The following is an 18,154-nucleotide window of genomic DNA, read 5'->3' as shown; positions in this document are numbered from 1 at the left end:
CAGGCCTGACAGATGCAGCAGATCCGAGAGGTTGTTGCCAGCGAATTCGACGCGGTCAACACTCTGATTATTGAACAACTCCACTCGGATGTCGCCCTGGTGGAAAACATCGGCCACTATATTGTCGATGCCGGCGGTAAGCGACTGCGCCCCATGCTGGCCCTGCTCAGCGGCGGCGCCTGTGGCGGCATTTCCGACAAGCACATCCAACTGGCGGCCGTTATCGAGTTTATCCACACCGCCACCCTGCTCCACGACGACGTGGTCGATGTCTCCGCCCTGCGCCGGGGACGCCCCACCGCCAACGAAAAGTGGGGTTCTGCCCCCAGCGTGCTGGTCGGCGACTTCCTCTACTCCCGCGCCTTTCAGATGCTGGTAAGCATCGGCGACATGAGCGTAATGGGCCTGCTGTCGGATACCACCAACACCATCGCCGAGGGCGAGGTGCTGCAACTGGTGCGCGCGGGCAATGCCGACGGTGATCGGGAACAGTACTTTTCAGTGATACAGAACAAGACCGCGGTGCTGTTCGCCGCCGCCTGCTGCGCCTCGGCCCTGCTCAGCGAACGCCGCGACTACGCCGACACCCTTTACGAGTACGGCATGAATCTGGGTATGGCCTTTCAACTGATCGACGATGTACTCGATTACGAGGGCAACCCGGAAGAGACTGGCAAGAACATCGGCGATGACCTCAACGAAGGCAAGGCCACGCTGCCGCTGATCTACGCGATGGAAAATGGCAGCAGCAGCGAGGCCGACCTCATTCGCCACGCCATTACCGAAAAGTCCGCCGCCAACCTGTCTCAAGTGGTCGACATTGTGCGCAGAACCGGCGCTCTGGACTATACCCGCAGTATCGCCCGGGAATATTCCGGCGATGCACTGTCTGCCCTGGTTCCGCTGAAAGCGAGCACCTACCACCAGGCCCTGCTGGATCTCTCCAGGCTGGCGCTGTCTCGCTCCAAATAAGATTTCATTAAGAACGGCGCCCGAAGGGGCGCCGCCAGATCAGCTCACACTCGCCATAAACGCCAGCAGCTCATCGGTTTTGCTGCGCATCAGCGCCTGATCGCCGCGCGTTTCCACATTCAAGCGCACCACCGGCTCGGTGTTGGACATGCGCAGATTAAAGCGCCAGTCGGCGAAAGCCACACTCAATCCATCCACATGTTCGATGCTGTCAGCCGCGCTGGCGTATTCCTGCTCCACCGCCGCAATTACCGCTTTCGGGTCTTCGATGGTGCTGTTGATTTCACCACTGCAGGGAAAACGCTCCATACGCTCATCCACCAACTGAGACAGGGATTTACCCCGGCGCGAAATCAGCTGCGCCACCAGCAGCCACGGAATCATGCCGCTATCGCAATAGGCAAAATCGCGGAAGTAATGGTGCGCACTCATCTCGCCGCCGTAGATGGCATTTTCACTGCGCATGATTTCCTTGATAAAAGCGTGCCCGGTTTTGCTCTGCACCGCCGTCGAGTTATTGCTTTCCACCAGCTCACGGGTATTCCAGACCAGGCGCGGGTCGTGCACCACTTTTTCACCAGGGTGATCCAGCAGGAAGCTCTCGGCCAGCAGTCCGACCACGTAATAACCTTCGATAAAGCGGCCGTTTTCGTCGAAAAAGAAACAGCGGTCGAAGTCTCCGTCCCAGGCAATACCCATATCGGCTTTTTCGGCCAGCACCGCGTCGATGGTTGGCTGGCGATTTTCTTCCAGCAGTGGATTCGGCACCCCATTAGGGAAGTTGCCGTCAGGCTGATGATGCACTTTCACAAAACTGAAGGGCAGACGACCTTCAATGGCATCAATGACCGCGCCGGCGCCGCCGTTACCCGCATTGACCACAATCTTCAGCGGTTTGAGCCCCGCAACGTCGACGTAGCTCATCAGATGATCAAGGTAGGCCTCTAACGATGCAAAAGCCTCGTACGAGCCCGCCTGTGCAGGCGTCGAAAACTCACCCTTTTCAGCGCAGGCTTTGATATCGAACAGGCCCGAATCACCGCTGATCGGTTTTGACTCTTCACGCACAAACTTCATGCCGTTGTAGTCTTTCGGGTTGTGGCTGGCGGTCACCGCAATGCCGCCACCAAATTTGCCGTAGCTGGTGGCGAAGTAAATTTCTTCGGTGCCGCACTGGCCGATATCAAAGACATCCACCCCCGATTCACGCAGCCCCTTCACCAGCGCCATCTTGATGGCCTCGCTGCTCAGACGAATGTCGTGACCCACTACCACTGAATCGGGTTGAATCACTTCTGCGTAGGCGCGACCGATACGATAAGCCACATCTTCATTTAATTGATCGGGCACACGACCGCGAACGTCATAGGCCTTGAAACAGGTAATTTCTTGCATTCGGTTTGCTGTCACTTCTCGTAATAATTTTCGAAAACATAGTTGGTGGCTTCTACAAATCCGGGCACGCTGCCACAATCAAAGCGCCGCCCTTCAAATTTGTAAGCCATAACGCAGCCTTCGGCGGCCTGTGCATTCAAGGCATCGGTAATCTGCACTTCGCCATTTTTACCCGGCGCGGTGTTACGCAGAATATCGAAGATATCCGGCGTCAGAATATAACGCCCGATCACCGCCAGATTAGAGGGCGCCTCATCAACAGCGGGTTTTTCCACCATGCTGTCAACCCGGTAGAGCCCTTTATTCAACTCGGTGCCGACGATAACCCCGTACTTGTCGACCTCGTCTTTGGGCACTTCCATAACCGCCACAATGCTGCAGCGAAACTGCTTGTAGAGCTTGACCATCTGCGCCATGACGCTGTCACCGCCATTGTTCAAGCAAAGGTCGTCAGACAGAATCACGCCGAAGGCGTCCTGGTTGCCTACCAAGACTTCGCCGGTGAGGATTGCATGACCCAGGCCCTTCATTTCACGCTGGCGGGTCATGGAAAAGGTGGCGGAGCTTATGACCTCGCGGATAGATTCCAGATAGACCTCTTTGGAGGTCCCGGATATCTGGTGCTCAAGCTCATAACTGGTATCAAAGTGATCGGCGATGGCCCGCTTGCCGCGCCCGGTCACCAGCGCAATGTCGGTCAACCCGGCATTGATCGCTTCTTCCACCCCGTACTGCACCAGCGGCTTATTGACGATGGGCAACATTTCTTTGGGCATGGATTTGGTTGCCGGCAAAAAGCGGGTACCGTAGCCCGCCACGGGAAAAAGACACTTCTTCAAGATAAACTCCTAGTGATTACTCGCTGCGGCCGTAAACATCCTCGAACCGCACAATGTCATCCTCACCCAAATAACTGCCGGTCTGCACCTCGATCAGCTCCAGCGGAATAACGCCGGGATTGCTGAGGCGATGTTTGGTTCCCAGCGGGATGTAGGTGGACTGATCCTCTGAGAGAATCATGGTTTCTTCGCCACGCACCACCTCGGCAGTGCCTTTAACAACCACCCAGTGTTCAGCGCGGTGGTGATGCATCTGCAATGATAGACGTTCACCCGGCTTAACAATAATGCGCTTGACCTGAAACTGGTCGCCCTCAACCAGGGATTCATAGCTGCCCCAGGGGCGGTAAACCCGGTACTGGTGCTTGGCCTCATCGCGCCCGGCCGCCTTGAGCTTGTTGACGATGGCCTTGACGTCCTGCACCCGGTTTTTGTCCGCGACCATCACCGCATCGGGCGTTTCCACAATAACCAGATTATCGACGCCCACCGCAGCCAGCAGACGGTCCTGACTGCGCAAGTAGCTGTTTTTGACATCCTCTACCAGCACGTCACCGTGGAGGTAGTTATTCTGCTCGTCTTTGTCGGCAACATCCCACAGGGCCGACCAGGAGCCCACATCGCTCCAGCCGCATTCCAGTGACACCATGACCGCGCGATCCGTATGCTCCATTACAGCATAGTCAATGCTGTCTGAAGGACAAGCCGAAAAGGCCTTGGCGTCAACCCGCAGAAAATCAATATCGGTCTGCGTGGCCGCCATGGCCTCGCGACACGCGGCAAGCATATCGGGCTGGTATTTCCCGAGCTCATCCAGATAAGCCTGAGCCGAAAACAGGAACATGCCGCTGTTCCAGCAGTACTCGCCGCTGTCGAGATAGCCTTCCGCAGTCGCAAGGTCGGGCTTTTCCACAAATTGCGCCAGTGTAAACGCGTTAGACGCCAGCTCCTCGCCGCGCTTCAAATAGCCATAGCCGGTTTCCGGTGAGGTGGGCACGATACCGAAAGTCACCAGCTGCCCGTCCTGGGCAAAGGGCAGGCCCCGCTCGACGGCTTCACAGAAGGCCTCAACCTGCCGAATAACGTGGTCGGCGGGCAGCACCAGCAAGACCGCATCGGCATCGGTTTGCACCGCCCGCAGCGCCGCCAATGCAACGGCCGGAGCGGTGTTTTTGCCCTCGGGCTCCAGAATAATGGCGCCGGCGCTGCGCTTTTCGTTGCGAAACTGCTCGGCCACCAGAAAACGGTGCTCTTCATTGCACACCACCAGTGGCGGCGCGACATCGCTCAATCCATCAACCCGGGCGGCGGTTTCCTGCAGCATGGAGAGGTCACCGGTCAAATCCTGAAACTGTTTCGGGAAACTCTCCCGGGACAAAGGCCAGAGCCGACTTCCTACGCCGCCGGACAACAGAACAGGTATTAGCATGAACTTCCCTTAAAAATGAACTTATCAGCGTGTTATTTGATCGCGGTGAGGCGAGTTAAGCCCTTTATTGTCGCGGCCCACGCCCCGGTAGTCAAAGCCTAAGCGCTGCAAATGCCCCGCATGGTACAAGTTTCGCCCATCGACAATCAGATTGCCGCGCATGGCCAGCTTCAACGCGCGAAAGTCCGGCTGCCGGAACCGCTTCCATTCGGTAACCACCGCCAGCGCATCGGCCCCCACCACCGCCGCCATTGGCTCATCCACAAAGCGGACCCGCGCCGCATGAGGGAAGCGCGCAAAGTACCGCCGCGCATTGGCCGTGGCCACCGGGTCATGGGCAATAACACGGGCACCTGCCGCCACCAGGCTTTCAATTAACGCAATAGCCGGCGCTTCGCGGATATCGTCGGTGCCGGGCTTAAAGGCCAGGCCCCACACCGCGATGGTGCGCCCCTCCAGCTGCCCGTCAAAACAGGAGCGCAGCTTGTCGAACAGCACCTGCTTCTGAGCCTGATTGCGGCGATCCACCGATTTCAGTATCGCCATATCCAGTGCCCGCTCCTCACCGGTCGCAATCAACGCCCGCACGTCTTTGGGGAAGCAGGAACCGCCATAGCCTGCACCGGGATAGAGAAAGGCATTGCCGATACGCTTGTCGGTCCCCATGCCGAGCCGGACCTGCTCCACATCCACATCGCAGTGCTCACACAGCTCGGCAATCTCATTCATAAAAGAAATGCGCGCCGCCAGCATGGCGTTGGCTGCGTACTTGGTCATTTCCGCCTCGCGTCGCCCCATGTACAGAACGCGATCATTACGCCGCAAATACGGCGCATATAACATGCCCATCATCTCTCTGGCACGCTCACTGTCGCTGCCCACCACAATCCGGTCCGGCGTCATAAAATCGGCAACCGCGACGCCCTCCTTCAGAAATTCCGGGTTACTGACCACCTCGACGGCGGCCGAAACACCGCGCTGGCGAAGCTTGTCACGGATGATCCGCTCAACCTCATCACCCGTTCCAACCGGCACTGTCGACTTGGTAATCACAATGGTGTCATCGTTGATGACCTTGCCGAGACTCCGGGCAACGCCCAGAACCGCCGAGGTATCACAGTGACCGTCGGCGCGCATTGGCGTACCAACGGCAATAAAGATGAAGTCGGATGTTGTCACCGCCGCGTCCAGCGACGCTGTAAACTCCAGCAGCCCCGCCGACAGGCCCGCACTGACTATACTGTCCAGCCCCGGCTCATAGATCGGCAGTTCGCCGCGCCGCAAGGCGCTTACTTTTTCCGCAGCCGCATCCACACAGACCACACGGTTGCCCATCTCTGTCAGGCAGGCCGCCGTCACCAGCCCCACATAGCCCGCCCCGATCACAGTAATCTTCATGTCTCAAGCACTCCTGAAAGGTTTCAGTGACATGAGTACTGCAGTTTCGTGACGCGCTGATGGCGCTTATTTGACGCTATTATTGCAGTATCAGTGTTGACAGCGAACACGCTGACCGCCAGTAAATCTCTGTGCTACCATGCGGCAAATTTTCTGAAAGCAGTGCCCTCCGATGTCCTTGATTCATCAGAATTCTTTTAGCAAAGAAGAACTTATTGCCTGCGGTCAGGGCGAGCTGTTTGGCCCCGGCAACCCGACCCTGCCAACCGACAACATGTTGATGGTGGATCGCATAAACCACATCAGTCATGAGGGTGGCGAATTCGGCAAAGGCCAGATTGTGGCAGAGCTGGATATTCACCCGGACCTGTGGTTTTTCGACTGCCACTTTGTTGGCGACCCGGTGATGCCCGGCTGCCTCGGGCTGGATGCCATGTGGCAGCTGGTTGGCTTTTTCCTTGGCTGGAAGGGCAACAAGGGCAAAGGCCGCGCACTGGGCTCCGGTGAGATAAAGTTCACCGGCCAGATTCTGCCAGACGCCAAACTGGTGCGTTACCAGCTCGATCTGAAGCGCGTCATTGAGCGTAAACTGGTTATGGGCATTGCCGACGGCCAGGTTTCGGTAGACGGCGATGTCATCTATACCGCCAAGGATTTACGCGTCGGTCTTTTCCAGACTGACGGCAAGGATTTCGGTTAATTTTCACAGAGGCAAACATGAAACGCGTAGTCATCACCGGCATGGGCGTGGTCTCCCCCCTGGGCAATAACCTGAGCGAAGCACTGACCTCGCTGCAACAGGGCAAGTCCGGCATCCGAGCCAACGAAACCTACAAAGAGATGGGCTTTCGCAGCCAGGTATCGGGCAGCATTGATATCGACGCCAGCGAGTTCATCGATCGCAAGCAAAAGCGCTTTATGGGCGACGCTGCAGCCTTCAGTTATATCGCTATGCAGGAAGCCATCCGCGATTCTGGGCTGGAAGACAGCGACGTTTCCAACGAGCGCACCGGCATTATTGCTGGCTCTGGTGGCGCCTCCTCGGCCAACCTGATCGAGTCCGCCGACATTTTGCGCGAAAAAGGCGTCAAGCGCCTCGGCCCCTACCGCGTCACCCAGACCATGGGCAGCACGGTATCGGCTTGTTTGGCAACGCCGTTCAAAATTAAGGGCGTGAACTACTCTATCTCCTCAGCTTGCGCTACCAGCGCCCACTGTATCGGCAACGCCATGGAGCTGATTCAGCTCGGCAAACAGGATGTGGTATTTGCCGGTGGCGGCGAAGAGGAACACTGGACCCTGAGCTGCCTGTTTGACGCCATGGGCGCACTCTCCTCCAAATACAACGATACCCCGGACAAGGCTTCGCGCCCCTACGACGCCAATCGCGACGGTTTCGTTATCGCCGGCGGGGCCGGCATAGTGGTACTGGAAGAGCTGGAGCACGCCAAAGCCCGCGGCGCGAAAATTTACGGTGAAGTGATTGGCTACGGCGCCACCTCCGATGGCTACGATATGGTCGCCCCCTCCGGTGAAGGCGCGGTGCGCTGCATGAAGCAGGCAATGCAGACCGTGGATTCACCCATCGACTACGTGAACAGTCACGGTACCTCCACCCCCGCCGGTGACATTCAGGAACTAAAGGCCATGCGTGAAGCCTTTGCCGGCGGCAACCTGCCACTGGTTGGCTCCACCAAATCCCTGGCCGGCCATACGCTGGGCGCGACCGGCGTTCACGAGGCGATTTACTCGCTGCTGATGATGCAGCACAACTTTGTCGCTGCATCCGCGAATATTGAAACCCTGGACCCGGAAGCCGACGGCATGCCAATCGTGCGCGAGCGCAAGGATGGGGTGACGCTGAACACCATCATGTCGAACAGCTTTGGCTTTGGCGGCACTAACGCTACCCTGGTGTTCAAGCGCTACGCAGACTAAGAAGACAGCACACCCCTCCAGCCGGGAGGGGTGTGCTGTCAGCTCAGCAAATCCTTTAGCAACAGCGCCTCAACCCGCTCACCTTTTTGCACCGTCCTGCCCTCCGGCAACACCACCAGCGCGTTAGCCCAGGCCGCCGACGCCAGCACGCCCGAACTCTGATTGGCGTAGAGCGAAGCCTTAAGTTCACCACCTGACACGTCAACTCTGGCGCGAAGATACTCCTGCCGCCGGCCCGGTTTCGGCCAGTCAAAATCAGCGGCCACCGGCCAGGCCTGCGGCATCACATCGCGCGCACCCTGCATGGCTAACAAATAGGGTTTGACCAGAATCAAAAAGGTGACAAATCCCGACGAGGGATTGCCCGGCAGGCCAAAGAAGGCCGCCTCACCAATGCGACCGTAAGCCAGCGGCTTGCCCGGTTTGATCGCCAGTTTCCACAAGCTCAGCTCACCCAGCTTTTCCACCTGGGCTTTGACATGGTCCTCTTCACCTGCAGACACACCGCCGGTAGAGACAATCAGATCACAGTCACGGGCAGCCTGTTCCAGTGCGGCGGCCGTGTCCTCGGCGGTGTCCGCAACAATACCGCAGTCACGCACCTCACAGCCCAGACCGTCCAGCAGGGCAGCCAACATGGCGCGATTGGAATTGTAAATCTGCCCTTCCGCAAGCACCTCGCCCGGCTCCACCAGCTCGTCGCCGGTAGACAGCAGCGCCACACGTGGACGCCGCGATACCTCGGCCTCAGCCAGGCCCAGGGCCGCCAGAAGCCCCACATCCGCCGCACTGAGCCGCTCTCCACCCTGATATTTATTCTCACCCCGGGCAATATCCTGCCCCCTGGGGCGAATATGCTGCCCCCGCTTCGGCTGCTCGCGCACTGCGATGCCACCTTCCAAGCGCTCGCAATCTTCCTGCATGACCACGGTATCCGCACCCGGCGGAATGGGTGCGCCGGTAAAAATGCGGGCCGCGGTGCCCGGCATTAATGGTTCGCCCACCTGCCCCGCTGCGATCCGCTGGCTCACCGGAATGCAGGAAAGCCGCGCATCCTCGGCGCGCAGGGCATAGCCGTCCATCGCCGAGTTATCCAGCGGTGGCACGTTGAGCTCAGCGACAACGGATTGTCGCAGCACCCGGCCGCGCAATTGACCGAGGCCGCAGCGCTCGACCGGCAGTAACCGCACGTCGGCCAAAAGCTGCTGCAGCGCCTGATCAACCGGCATCAAGGCCATCAGTGACCGCCCGCCTTGCGGGTGCGGAGCACGCCGACGAAGTTGCAGGGTTTGTGGGTGCTGGTCAGCTGCTCGCGGATAATGCCGTCCCAGGCTGTGCGGCAGGCGCCAGTCGAACCAGGCACACAAAAAATCACCGTGTTATTGGCGAGCCCCGCCACGGCTCGCGACTGAATCGTCGAAGAGCCGATTTCCTGAAAGGAAATCTGCCGAAACAATTCACCGAACCCCTCTATCTGCTTGTCGAACAGTACTGACAAGGCCTCCGGCGTGGAATCGCGGCCAGAAAACCCGGTGCCGCCGGTGGTCAACACCACATCGATGCCTGGATCGGCGATCCAGCGCGAAACCACCGCGCGCATCTGGTAGACATCGTCTTTGACGATGCCTTTGTCGGCAATCACATGGCCCGCCGCCAACGCCGCCTCGCGCAGGTAGTCCCCGGACGTGTCGTTGCTTTCATCGCGCGTATCGGAGACCGTCAACACCGCCACATTCAAGGCAAGGGATTCAGATAGTGCTGTCATAGAGAGTGATTCTCACACAGTAGTTTGATCGGTTGCGGCAGAAAACTGCGCCAGGGAAGCTGCTTGATACCAAAGTCGTGCAGGATTTTTTCACAGCGTAAAACAGGCACCGCCGGCTCAATGCGCACGCCAGCCTCCTGCACCGTCAGGTTGGTGGCCTTCTGACCCAGATCGAGCTGCTGCGAGGCGAAGGCTAACATGACCTCGGCAAACTCGTAGGCCGAGGTCGGACCGGAACTGTTGTAGTGATACACGCCCCAGTTATTCGCCCCGCACGTCAGCTGGTCGATAAGCCCCGAAATAACCCGAGCCAGATCAGTGACATGGGTGGGGCAGGTTTTGAGCTGGGAATTAAGAGCGATATCGCCGCCGTCGAGCAGGCGCCGAAACAGCTTTACAAAGAAGTTGTCGCTCTGATTACTGAACACGGGCCCCGTGCGCAAAATAACATGCGACGGCACATGTCGCTCCAGCAGATGCTCTACCGCACTCAGCCTGGCACCCGCCACGCTGCCCGGCTGCACGCTGTCTGACTCGCGGTGATTGATCGGCGCTTCATCGCCATCGAACACCCGGCCGTCGCTGAGCTGCACAAAAGGGCAGCCACTGGCTTCCACCAGTTCAATCAGGTGGTGCCGCCCCTCGCCACTGAGAATCAGGTCGGTGCCACGCTGCAAGCCTTCCAGCGTTGCCAGATCCACCACCACGTGACCGTCCAGATCCGAACCGCCCAATGACTGAACATGTTCCGGCTCTACCACTCGGTAGGCGCGCTCGCGCCCCTCAAACCAGTGGCAGAGCGTCTGCTGGAGAACAGAGGGAGTTGCTATTACCAGAACCTTCAAAACCGTTACCGCGCAGGATCTTAACCGTGGACGCTATTGTAGGCGGGCTGACCGGGAACTGCGATACCTGTCAGGCAATTGGAAAAGGGAGGCTCAAATGCCTGCGCGAAGAACGGGCAAGCGCGCTTTTGCAACCCGGGAACTAACGCCCGGCAGTGGCGATAACACACCCCGAACGACCTGACACTACGTAGTTATACCAAGTCATGTGACGGTTTTCCGACACTAGACATACCAAGTCATTGAATTTCAATGAGAATAATATGGCGCTCAGCGCCAAAAAAATGACACAGAGGCCGATCTCCGTAATCGGAAATCATGTTTAAGGCTAGTGGCAGGGCCTACAGGCTACTGTAAGCCTCATCGAGGTATTCCAGGATTTCTTCAGACTCAAACAGAGCCACCCCCGTATTCGGGTCTTCCAGGTAGGGCGCCATCACCTGTCCGGTCTTGGCCTTCAGGGCGCGGCGATAGGTGCCGACATGCTCAAACTCAGGCCACAGCCGGTTGCGAACCGGTGTCAGAGCAAAATCCTGCCACTGGGCCTTGCCAATGGGTCGCACCCGGTAGGCCAGTTCCAGTTCGCACAGGCGCTCCCGCACCAACCGGGCATAGGGGCTGGACTCGAAACCCCACAAAACCAGCGGTTTTTCTGCAGAAACGGACGATCTTGCAAACATACCTCTGCGCGTGCGCAGTCCGGAGGCCAGCATGGATGAAGCCGTATCCACGGTTTTAATGCGAAGCTGCGAAGGCGGCTTACGATCCGCGTAGGTGGCGTAGAGATAGGCAATAATATCAGCCGACTCAAATAGCTGACGCTCGGTGTTCGGGTCGATCAGAAAGGGAAACTGGGCCTTGCCACCCAGACGCTCCGCTTCCGGGCGAAATCGCTCACCACGCTTGGGACAGGGCCGGATAAGCACTTCGATTTCCAGCTCAGTGAGCGCCTCCCGCACCAGTCGGCAGTAGGGGCAATTTTCAATATCGTAGAGAACCAGTGTTTTAGCGGGCTGACGGGCTGCGGGTCGGCTCATGGTGCCACGCCAGAGGGCCGCCGATGAAGTCGCCAGCGAATTCAGAAGATTCAGTGCCGTTGCCATGTCACGCCTCCATGGAAAAATCGCATCATACCCCCCTGCCGGGGGAAATACCCAGACTCTCGGCCTCCGGTGAGGCTTGAGTCACCGGCGAGCGCAATCGCCAGCTTATAGCCAGCGACGACAAACAGAGTGCTAACTGCAAAGGCAGAAGCCACGGGCCCCAATGGCTAAAAACCAGCGCCTCATTCACTGCAATCGCCGAAATCAACGCAACACGCAGCAACTCAGCCAAAAGGGAGGGACTCAACATCAGCTGCTGACTGTTAGCGACAACGCCAGCCAGTGCCGCCAGCAGCAAGCCCGTTTTAGCGCTCACAGACAGCAATTCGAGGTTTGCCAATGCATAGGCCGCCGTCAGCAACAGCACCGCAAACTGCAACCACGCCCAGGCAATCAGCCAGAGGGGCTGGGGGCGACGGAATTTCTGGGCGGGGTCGCGGTAATCAAGCTTGCGGTCCGGCCAGCGCTGGCTCACATCCTCCGGGCGCCAGCCCGTGCGTGACAAAAACACACCCAGCCGATCGCGCCAGCGCTTTGTGCTAAGCGCATCGCGCAACAGCCGCCCCATGTAATTCAATTCAATCATCAAGGGGTTGTAGTGCCGCACCGGCGTAGTGATGCCATAGGCTGGGGGCTCCTCCGGCAGCTCTTCCTGAAAGGTGCCGAACAGGCGGTCCCAGCAGAATATCTGACCAAAGTTTTTGTCTATATAGATTGGATTGATCGCGTGATGCACCCGGTGCTGCGAGGGGGTGACCAGCACATACTCCAGCGGCCCGAGCTTGCCCACATGCTGGGTGTGGTACCAGAACTGCATAAAGAACTGCACCGGCAGCACCACCGCCACCACCTCCGTCGGCACACCCAGCAGAGCCAGCGGCAACAGCATCAAACCACCGTAGGAAAACCAATTCAATGCGTTCTGGCGCAGGGCCACCGGTAGGTTGAATTCTTCACTGCTGTGGTGAATCAGATGCATGGCCCAGAGAAAACTGTTGGCGTGCGCCCAGCGGTGCACCCAGTAACTGGTAAAGTCCTTCCACACAAACACCAGCGCATAGAGCCAGGCACCAGCGACCACAGGCTTCCCGACAGTAAACTGCTCGGCCACCCAGTCGTAACTGATCACCAGCACCCCAAAGCCCAGCGTGCGAAGTACCAGATAAGTCAGACCGGAACTGATGCTCGACACCGCATCCGCCTGATGCTGCCAGGTATCCGGACCTTTCAGTTTGCTCCAGGCAAACTCCAGCACAATCAGGCCCAGAAAGCCTGGGATGGCAAATAGCACCGCTACTTCAAAGGCATTCATTGGCAACTCTCCCGCCATGGGCCAGCAATCCGCCGATTGCCTGACTATAACCAATTCTAAAACGTAGACTCAGAAGCTCGACACCCATAAATCAAAAAAGGCCGCCCTCCGGCAGCCTCTGGCGAACAAACAGCGCGTCTAGAAGGGAATATCGTCATCAAAATCGTCAAAACCGCCCGCCGGCTGCTGCGGTGGCTGATTTTGTTGTTGAGGCGGCTGGTTTTGCTGTTGCGGTGCTGCCGCCTGCTGGGGCTGGCGCTGCTGCTGGGGAGGCGCCTGATTGTAACTGCCGTCGTTCATGCCGCCGCCCGCGCCGCCGCGGGAATCGAGCATCTGCATCTCGCTGGCGACAATTTCTGTGGTGTAACGGTCCTGCCCGTCCTGCCCCTGCCACTTCCGCGTGCGCAGCGAGCCTTCCACATACACTTTTGAGCCTTTTTTCAGGTACTCGCCGGCAATCTCACCCAGGCGGTTGAAAAAAACCACCCGATGCCACTCGGTGCGCTCCTGCGGCTGCCCGGTAGTTTTGTCCTTCCAGGTCTCACTGGTGGCCAGGGTGACGTTTGTAACCGCGCCGCCAGAAGGCATATAGCGGGTTTCCGGATCCTGACCCAGGTTGCCGATCAGGATGACTTTGTTGATTCCACGTGCCATGCAGCACTCCCTTTATGTATTTGTCGAGGCCGTCGATAAACGACCACTATAACCAAAATGCTCTAGCCCCACTAGGCGCGCGCAGCTAGACCGAAATTAGCTCATCGAGGCGGCGCCGATCAAAGTCGCTGGCTACCTTGATGTAGATGACCGGCTCGCCTGCGATCACGGTAATATCCAGCACTTCGGGCCATTCGCGCAGCCGCTCCAGCACGGTTTTGCGCTGTTGTTCGTCACGGCCTATTTCCACCGCCAGATTCGGCGCCGGCGCGGGCACCCGCATATTGAGTGCGAGCAGCAGCCAGATAAGGCCGACGGCAGCGCACAGGATAAACACGCCGCTTAAGCCCCAGCGCGCCATCAGCAGGCCACCAAGGCTGCCCCCAAAGAAAGCGCCCATAAACTGGAAGCTGGAAAAGATACCCATGGCGGTGCCGCGCCCACCGGGATAGACCGTTCGACTGAGCAGTGAAGGCAGATTGGCTTCCAGCAGGTTAAACACCACAAAGAATACCAGCAGCGCCGCCAGAAACAGTGCCAGACTGTGCCCGAGCAGGGCCATACCCAGCGCCGAGCTGCCGAGCAGGGCTACGGCGATCAGGATCATCGGCTTTACCCGACCCCGGCGCTCCGCCGCCACCATCGCCGGCACCATAATCAAAAAGGCCAGAAACAGCATGGGCAGATAAACCTGCCAGTGGCGGGCAACATCCAAGCCCATCCGCTCAAGGTAGGCCGGCACCGCCACAAACTGAGCGGTAATCATCAGGTGCAGGGCAAACACCCCGACATTGAGCCGCATCAGGTCAGCGTCCCGCAGGCAGCGGCGCATCATTTCGGGTACCGAGCGCACCTCAGCGTTGGTCGTTACCCGGTTTGCCGTGGGTACGGTGGTCCACAGCAGGATAATGCCGATAATGGCGAGCAGAGCGGTCAACCAGAACAAACCGGCCAATCCGAGCCGGGCACTGATCATCGGGCCCAGCACCAACGCCACCGCGAAGGACATGCCAATACTGGCGCCGATACCCGCCATCGCCTTGCTGCGGTGCTGCTCGCGGGTCAGATCGGCCATCAGTGCGGTGAGGGTACTGGCGATCGCTCCGGCACCCTGCAGGAAACGTCCGGCAATCAGCCCCCAGATGGAATCGGCCGAGGCCGCCAACACGCTGCCGGCGGCAAACAACAGCAACCCGCCGAAAATGACCGGCTTGCGACCGATGCGATCCGACAGCAGGCCCAGCGGGATCTGCAGGCAGGCCTGACTCAGGCCGTAGATACCGACGGCCAGCCCGACCAGGGTGCCGGTACTACCCTCGTACTGCGGGCCGTAGATGGCCAGCACCGGCAGCACCAGAAAGAGTCCGAGCATGCGGAAGATGTACAGTAGCGACAACGAGAAAACCGCTCGCTTCTCGACGCCCGTCATTCTGTCCGGGTGATTCAAAGGAAATCCTGCTGTGATTGATCTGAAATCGGGGCCGCTTGCGTACCAGATCGCCCCGACGAAGCCGGCAATTTTAGCAGCTAGGGGCCATGAGGCGAAAGTCGCCACTTTGCACCCGATGGCCGTGAAACTTTATACTTGTCCGGTTCAGCCGACCGTTTCTTTGTTTTGTAGCGGCGGCAACCACTGAGAGAGAGCATGGATCGTATACTTGTCCGGGGTGCTCGCACCCATAATCTGAAAAACATTGATCTGGATATTCCCCGCGACAAGCTGGTGGTGATCACCGGCCTGTCCGGATCGGGCAAGTCCTCCCTGGCCTTTGACACCCTCTACGCCGAGGGCCAGCGCCGCTACGTGGAATCCCTCTCGACCTACGCCCGCCAGTTCCTGTCGATGATGGACAAGCCGGACGTGGACCACATCGAGGGCCTGTCGCCCGCAATCTCGATCGAGCAAAAGTCCACCTCCCACAATCCCCGCTCCACCGTGGGCACCATCACCGAGATCTACGATTACCTGCGCCTGCTTTTCGCCCGTGTGGGCGAGCCGCGTTGCCCGACCCACGGCCAGGCGCTGGAGGCACAGACTATCAGTCAGATGGTCGACACCGTGCTTGCCCTCCCCGAAGGCAGCAAGCTGATGCTGCTGGCGCCGATGATCAGCAACCGTAAGGGCGAACACCTGCATATTTTTGAACAACTGCGCCGGGACGGTTTTGTGCGGGTGCGGGTCGACGGCATCGTCTGCGATCTGGATGAAGCCCCCAAACTCGACAAGAAAAAGAAACACACCATTGAAGTGGTCGTGGACCGTTTTAAAGTGCGCGACGACCTCAAACTGCGACTGGCCGAATCCTTTGAAACGGCGCTTAACCTGACCGGCGGCATCGCCGTGGTCAGCTCAATGGAAGACTACGCAAAAAGCGCAGACATTGTTTTCTCCTCGCTGTTTGCCTGTACCGAATGCGGCTATTCATTGTCTGAGCTTGAGCCGCGCCTGTTTTCCTTCAACAGCCCTATGGGGGCCTGCAGCAGCTGCGACGGCCTCGGTCTGCGGCAGTTTTTTGATGAAAGCCGTGTGGTGCAGCACCCGGAAGCCAGCCTGTCGCAGGGTGCGATTCGCGGCTGGGATCGCCGCAGTGTGTACTATTTTCATCTGCTGACCTCCCTCGCCGAACACTACGGCTTCGATGTCGATACGCCTTTCGAGGCGCTGTCGAAAACCCACCAGAAAAAAATCCTGCACGGCAGCGGTGACGAAGAAATCCAGTTCACCTATATCAACGACCGGGGCGACAGTTTCAAACGCAAGCACCGCTTTGAGGGTGTTATTCCCAATATGGAGCGGCGCTACCGGGAAACGGAATCCATGTCGGTGCGCGAAGACTTGGCCAAATTTATCAGCACCCAGTCCTGCCCTGACTGCGGCGGGACGCGGCTGCGACGCGAAGCGCGCAATGTCTTTCTCGACGACCACACCTTGCCATCTATTGCCGCGCTGCCGGTTGCCGATGCACGACACTATTTCGAAGGTCTCGAACTCAGCGGGCGGCGCGGCAAAATCGCCGAAAAAATACTGAAAGAACTGCGCGAACGCCTGACCTTTCTGGTGGATGTCGGGCTCAATTACCTGACACTGGATCGCAGTGCCGACACCCTCTCCGGCGGCGAGGCCCAGCGCATTCGTCTGGCCAGCCAGATTGGCGCCGGGTTGGTGGGGGTCATGTATATTCTGGACGAGCCCTCCATCGGCTTGCATCAGCGGGATAACGAGCGACTGCTCAGCACCCTGATTCACCTGCGCGACCTGGGCAATACCGTGATCGTGGTCGAGCACGATGAAGACGCCATTCGCGCCGCCGACTTTGTGCTGGATATTGGCCCCGGCGCCGGCGTTCACGGCGGTCAAGTGGTAGCACAGGGCACGCTCAAGGATATTCTGAAAAGCCCCCAGTCGCTCACCGGTCAGTACCTGAGCGGCAAAAAGTCTATCCCCATTCCCAAGCAGCGGCACGCGCCTGACCCCGAGCGTCAGCTGACGCTGAACGGCGCCAGTGGCAATAATCTGCAGGATGTGACGCTGCGTATTCCACTGGGGCTTATGACCTGTGTGACCGGGGTCTCCGGCTCCGGTAAATCGACGCTGATCAACCACACGCTCTACCCGATCGCGGCGACCGAGTTGAATGGCGCCACCACGCTCAAGCCCGCCGAATACCAAAGTATCGAAGGCCTCGAACTGATCGACAAATGCATCGACATCGACCAGAGCCCGATCGGTCGCACGCCCCGCTCCAACCCGGCCACCTACACCGGTATTTTCACCCCGGTGCGGGAGTTGTTTGCCGGCACCCAGGAGGCACGCTCGCGCGGCTACAAGGCGGGTCGCTTCAGCTTTAACGTGAAGGGGGGGCGCTGTGAGGCCTGCCAGGGCGATGGCGTAACCAAGGTAGAAATGCACTTTCTGCCAGATGTCTACGTGCCCTGCGATGTCTGCACCGGCAAGCGCTACAATCGCGAGACATTGGAGATTTTGTACAAAGGCAAAAACATACACGAAGTGTTGGATATGACGGTGGAGGATGCCGCCGGGTTCTTTGAAAACGTGCCGTCAATCAAGAAAAAACTCGACACCTTAATGGACGTGGGGCTGTCCTATATTCGTCTCGGCCAGGCGGCTACAACGCTATCCGGCGGCGAGGCCCAGCGGGTCAAGCTCGCTCGCGAACTGTCCAAGCGCGACACCGGTAAAACCCTGTATATTCTGGACGAACCCACTACCGGCCTGCACTTTCACGATATTCAGCAGTTGCTGAATGTACTGCATCGCCTGCGCGATCACGGCAATACGGTTGTGGTTATCGAGCACAATCTCGACGTAATAAAAACCGCGGACTGGATTGTGGATCTGGGGCCTGAAGGCGGCAGCGGTGGCGGCGAAATCATCGCCGAGGGAACGCCCGAAGAGGTGGCGGCCAGCAAGCGCTCGCACACCGGCCGCTTCCTGGCTGATATTGTCGGCTCAAGCCGCAAAGCTAAAACGGCCTAGTTGCTG

The 18,154-nt window shown here is 58.7% G+C and carries 16 protein-coding genes; 5 read left to right on the top strand and 11 right to left on the bottom strand.

Annotated elements, in window-relative coordinates; translation table 11 throughout:
• The first annotated feature begins 12 nt into the window (after positions 1-12).
• A complete protein-coding gene (locus ABY734_RS11495) occupies positions 13-972 on the top strand; it encodes a polyprenyl synthetase family protein (RefSeq protein WP_372779291.1) in 960 nt (319 codons plus the stop codon).
• A 39-nt stretch (positions 973-1,011) separates the two neighbouring features.
• On the opposite strand, the gene ABY734_RS11490 is transcribed toward ABY734_RS11495, so the two are convergent.
• The 4 genes from ABY734_RS11490 to ABY734_RS11475 are packed head-to-tail and all read right to left on the bottom strand — an operon-like array spanning position 1,012 to position 6,033.
• On the bottom strand, positions 1,012-2,367 hold the full coding sequence (locus ABY734_RS11490; RefSeq protein ID WP_372779290.1) for a phosphomannomutase: 1,356 nt from the start codon (positions 2,365-2,367) through the stop codon (positions 1,012-1,014).
• 11 nt (positions 2,368-2,378) lie between these two features.
• Positions 2,379-3,209, bottom strand: coding sequence for a UTP--glucose-1-phosphate uridylyltransferase GalU (gene galU / locus ABY734_RS11485; RefSeq protein ID WP_372779389.1), 831 nt, complete (start codon positions 3,207-3,209; stop codon positions 2,379-2,381).
• 13 nt (positions 3,210-3,222) lie between these two features.
• Positions 3,223-4,635: a mannose-1-phosphate guanylyltransferase/mannose-6-phosphate isomerase gene (locus ABY734_RS11480; protein WP_372779289.1), complete on the bottom strand. Its 1,413-nt coding sequence runs from the start codon at positions 4,633-4,635 to the stop codon at positions 3,223-3,225.
• Between the two features lie 24 nt (positions 4,636-4,659).
• Positions 4,660-6,033 carry a UDP-glucose/GDP-mannose dehydrogenase family protein gene (locus tag ABY734_RS11475; RefSeq protein WP_372779288.1) on the bottom strand — a complete coding sequence of 458 codons (1,374 nt, stop codon included), beginning with the start codon at positions 6,031-6,033 and terminating at the stop codon, positions 4,660-4,662.
• A 172-nt stretch (positions 6,034-6,205) separates the two neighbouring features.
• On the opposite strand from ABY734_RS11475, the gene fabA reads away from it, so the two are divergent.
• Both fabA and fabB read left to right on the top strand, forming a co-directional pair.
• A complete protein-coding gene (gene fabA, locus ABY734_RS11470; RefSeq protein ID WP_372779286.1) occupies positions 6,206-6,733 on the top strand; it encodes a bifunctional 3-hydroxydecanoyl-ACP dehydratase/trans-2-decenoyl-ACP isomerase in 528 nt (175 codons plus the stop codon).
• Positions 6,734-6,750: 17 nt separating this feature from the next.
• Positions 6,751-7,971 (top strand): beta-ketoacyl-ACP synthase I, encoded by a 1,221-nt coding sequence (gene fabB, locus ABY734_RS11465; protein ID WP_372779285.1) that lies wholly within the window; start codon positions 6,751-6,753, stop codon positions 7,969-7,971.
• Between the two features lie 38 nt (positions 7,972-8,009).
• Here the strand turns inward: fabB and glp are convergent, their stop codons facing one another.
• The 7 genes from glp to ABY734_RS11430 form a co-directional block, all read right to left on the bottom strand.
• On the bottom strand, positions 8,010-9,209 hold the full coding sequence (glp, locus tag ABY734_RS11460; protein ID WP_372779283.1) for a gephyrin-like molybdotransferase Glp: 1,200 nt from the start codon (positions 9,207-9,209) through the stop codon (positions 8,010-8,012).
• A complete protein-coding gene (gene moaB / locus ABY734_RS11455; protein WP_372779281.1) occupies positions 9,209-9,736 on the bottom strand; it encodes a molybdenum cofactor biosynthesis protein B in 528 nt (175 codons plus the stop codon). The genes glp and moaB overlap by 1 nt, the downstream gene beginning before the upstream one ends.
• Positions 9,733-10,581 carry a sugar nucleotide-binding protein gene (locus ABY734_RS11450; protein WP_372779280.1) on the bottom strand — a complete coding sequence of 283 codons (849 nt, stop codon included), beginning with the start codon at positions 10,579-10,581 and terminating at the stop codon, positions 9,733-9,735. The genes moaB and ABY734_RS11450 overlap by 4 nt, the downstream gene beginning before the upstream one ends.
• A gap of 341 nt (positions 10,582-10,922) precedes the next feature.
• Entirely contained in the window at positions 10,923-11,684 is a 762-nt protein-coding gene (locus ABY734_RS11445) for a glutathione S-transferase N-terminal domain-containing protein (RefSeq protein WP_372779278.1), read from the bottom strand.
• 25 nt (positions 11,685-11,709) lie between these two features.
• Entirely contained in the window at positions 11,710-12,996 is a 1,287-nt protein-coding gene (locus tag ABY734_RS11440) for a sterol desaturase family protein (RefSeq protein ID WP_372779276.1), read from the bottom strand.
• 138 nt (positions 12,997-13,134) lie between these two features.
• Complete coding sequence (gene ssb / locus ABY734_RS11435) at positions 13,135-13,650, bottom strand: single-stranded DNA-binding protein (protein WP_372779275.1); 516 nt, start codon at positions 13,648-13,650, stop codon at positions 13,135-13,137.
• Positions 13,651-13,735: 85 nt separating this feature from the next.
• On the bottom strand, positions 13,736-15,097 hold the full coding sequence (locus ABY734_RS11430; protein ID WP_372779273.1) for an MFS transporter: 1,362 nt from the start codon (positions 15,095-15,097) through the stop codon (positions 13,736-13,738).
• A gap of 13 nt (positions 15,098-15,110) precedes the next feature.
• Here ABY734_RS11430 and ABY734_RS11425 point away from each other — a divergent pair, with 13 nt between their 5' ends.
• Together ABY734_RS11425 and uvrA are read left to right on the top strand one after the other, a co-directional pair.
• Positions 15,111-15,287, top strand: coding sequence for a hypothetical protein (locus ABY734_RS11425; protein WP_372779271.1), 177 nt, complete (start codon positions 15,111-15,113; stop codon positions 15,285-15,287).
• Between the two features lie 8 nt (positions 15,288-15,295).
• Positions 15,296-18,148, top strand: coding sequence for an excinuclease ABC subunit UvrA (gene uvrA, locus ABY734_RS11420; RefSeq protein WP_372779269.1), 2,853 nt, complete (start codon positions 15,296-15,298; stop codon positions 18,146-18,148).
• The last annotated feature ends 6 nt before the right edge of the window (positions 18,149-18,154 follow it).

Source organism: Litorivivens sp. (genome assembly GCF_041624475.1).
GTDB lineage: Bacteria > Pseudomonadota > Gammaproteobacteria > Pseudomonadales > Spongiibacteraceae > Litorivivens.
This window is presented reverse-complemented; position numbering and strand designations above follow the sequence as displayed.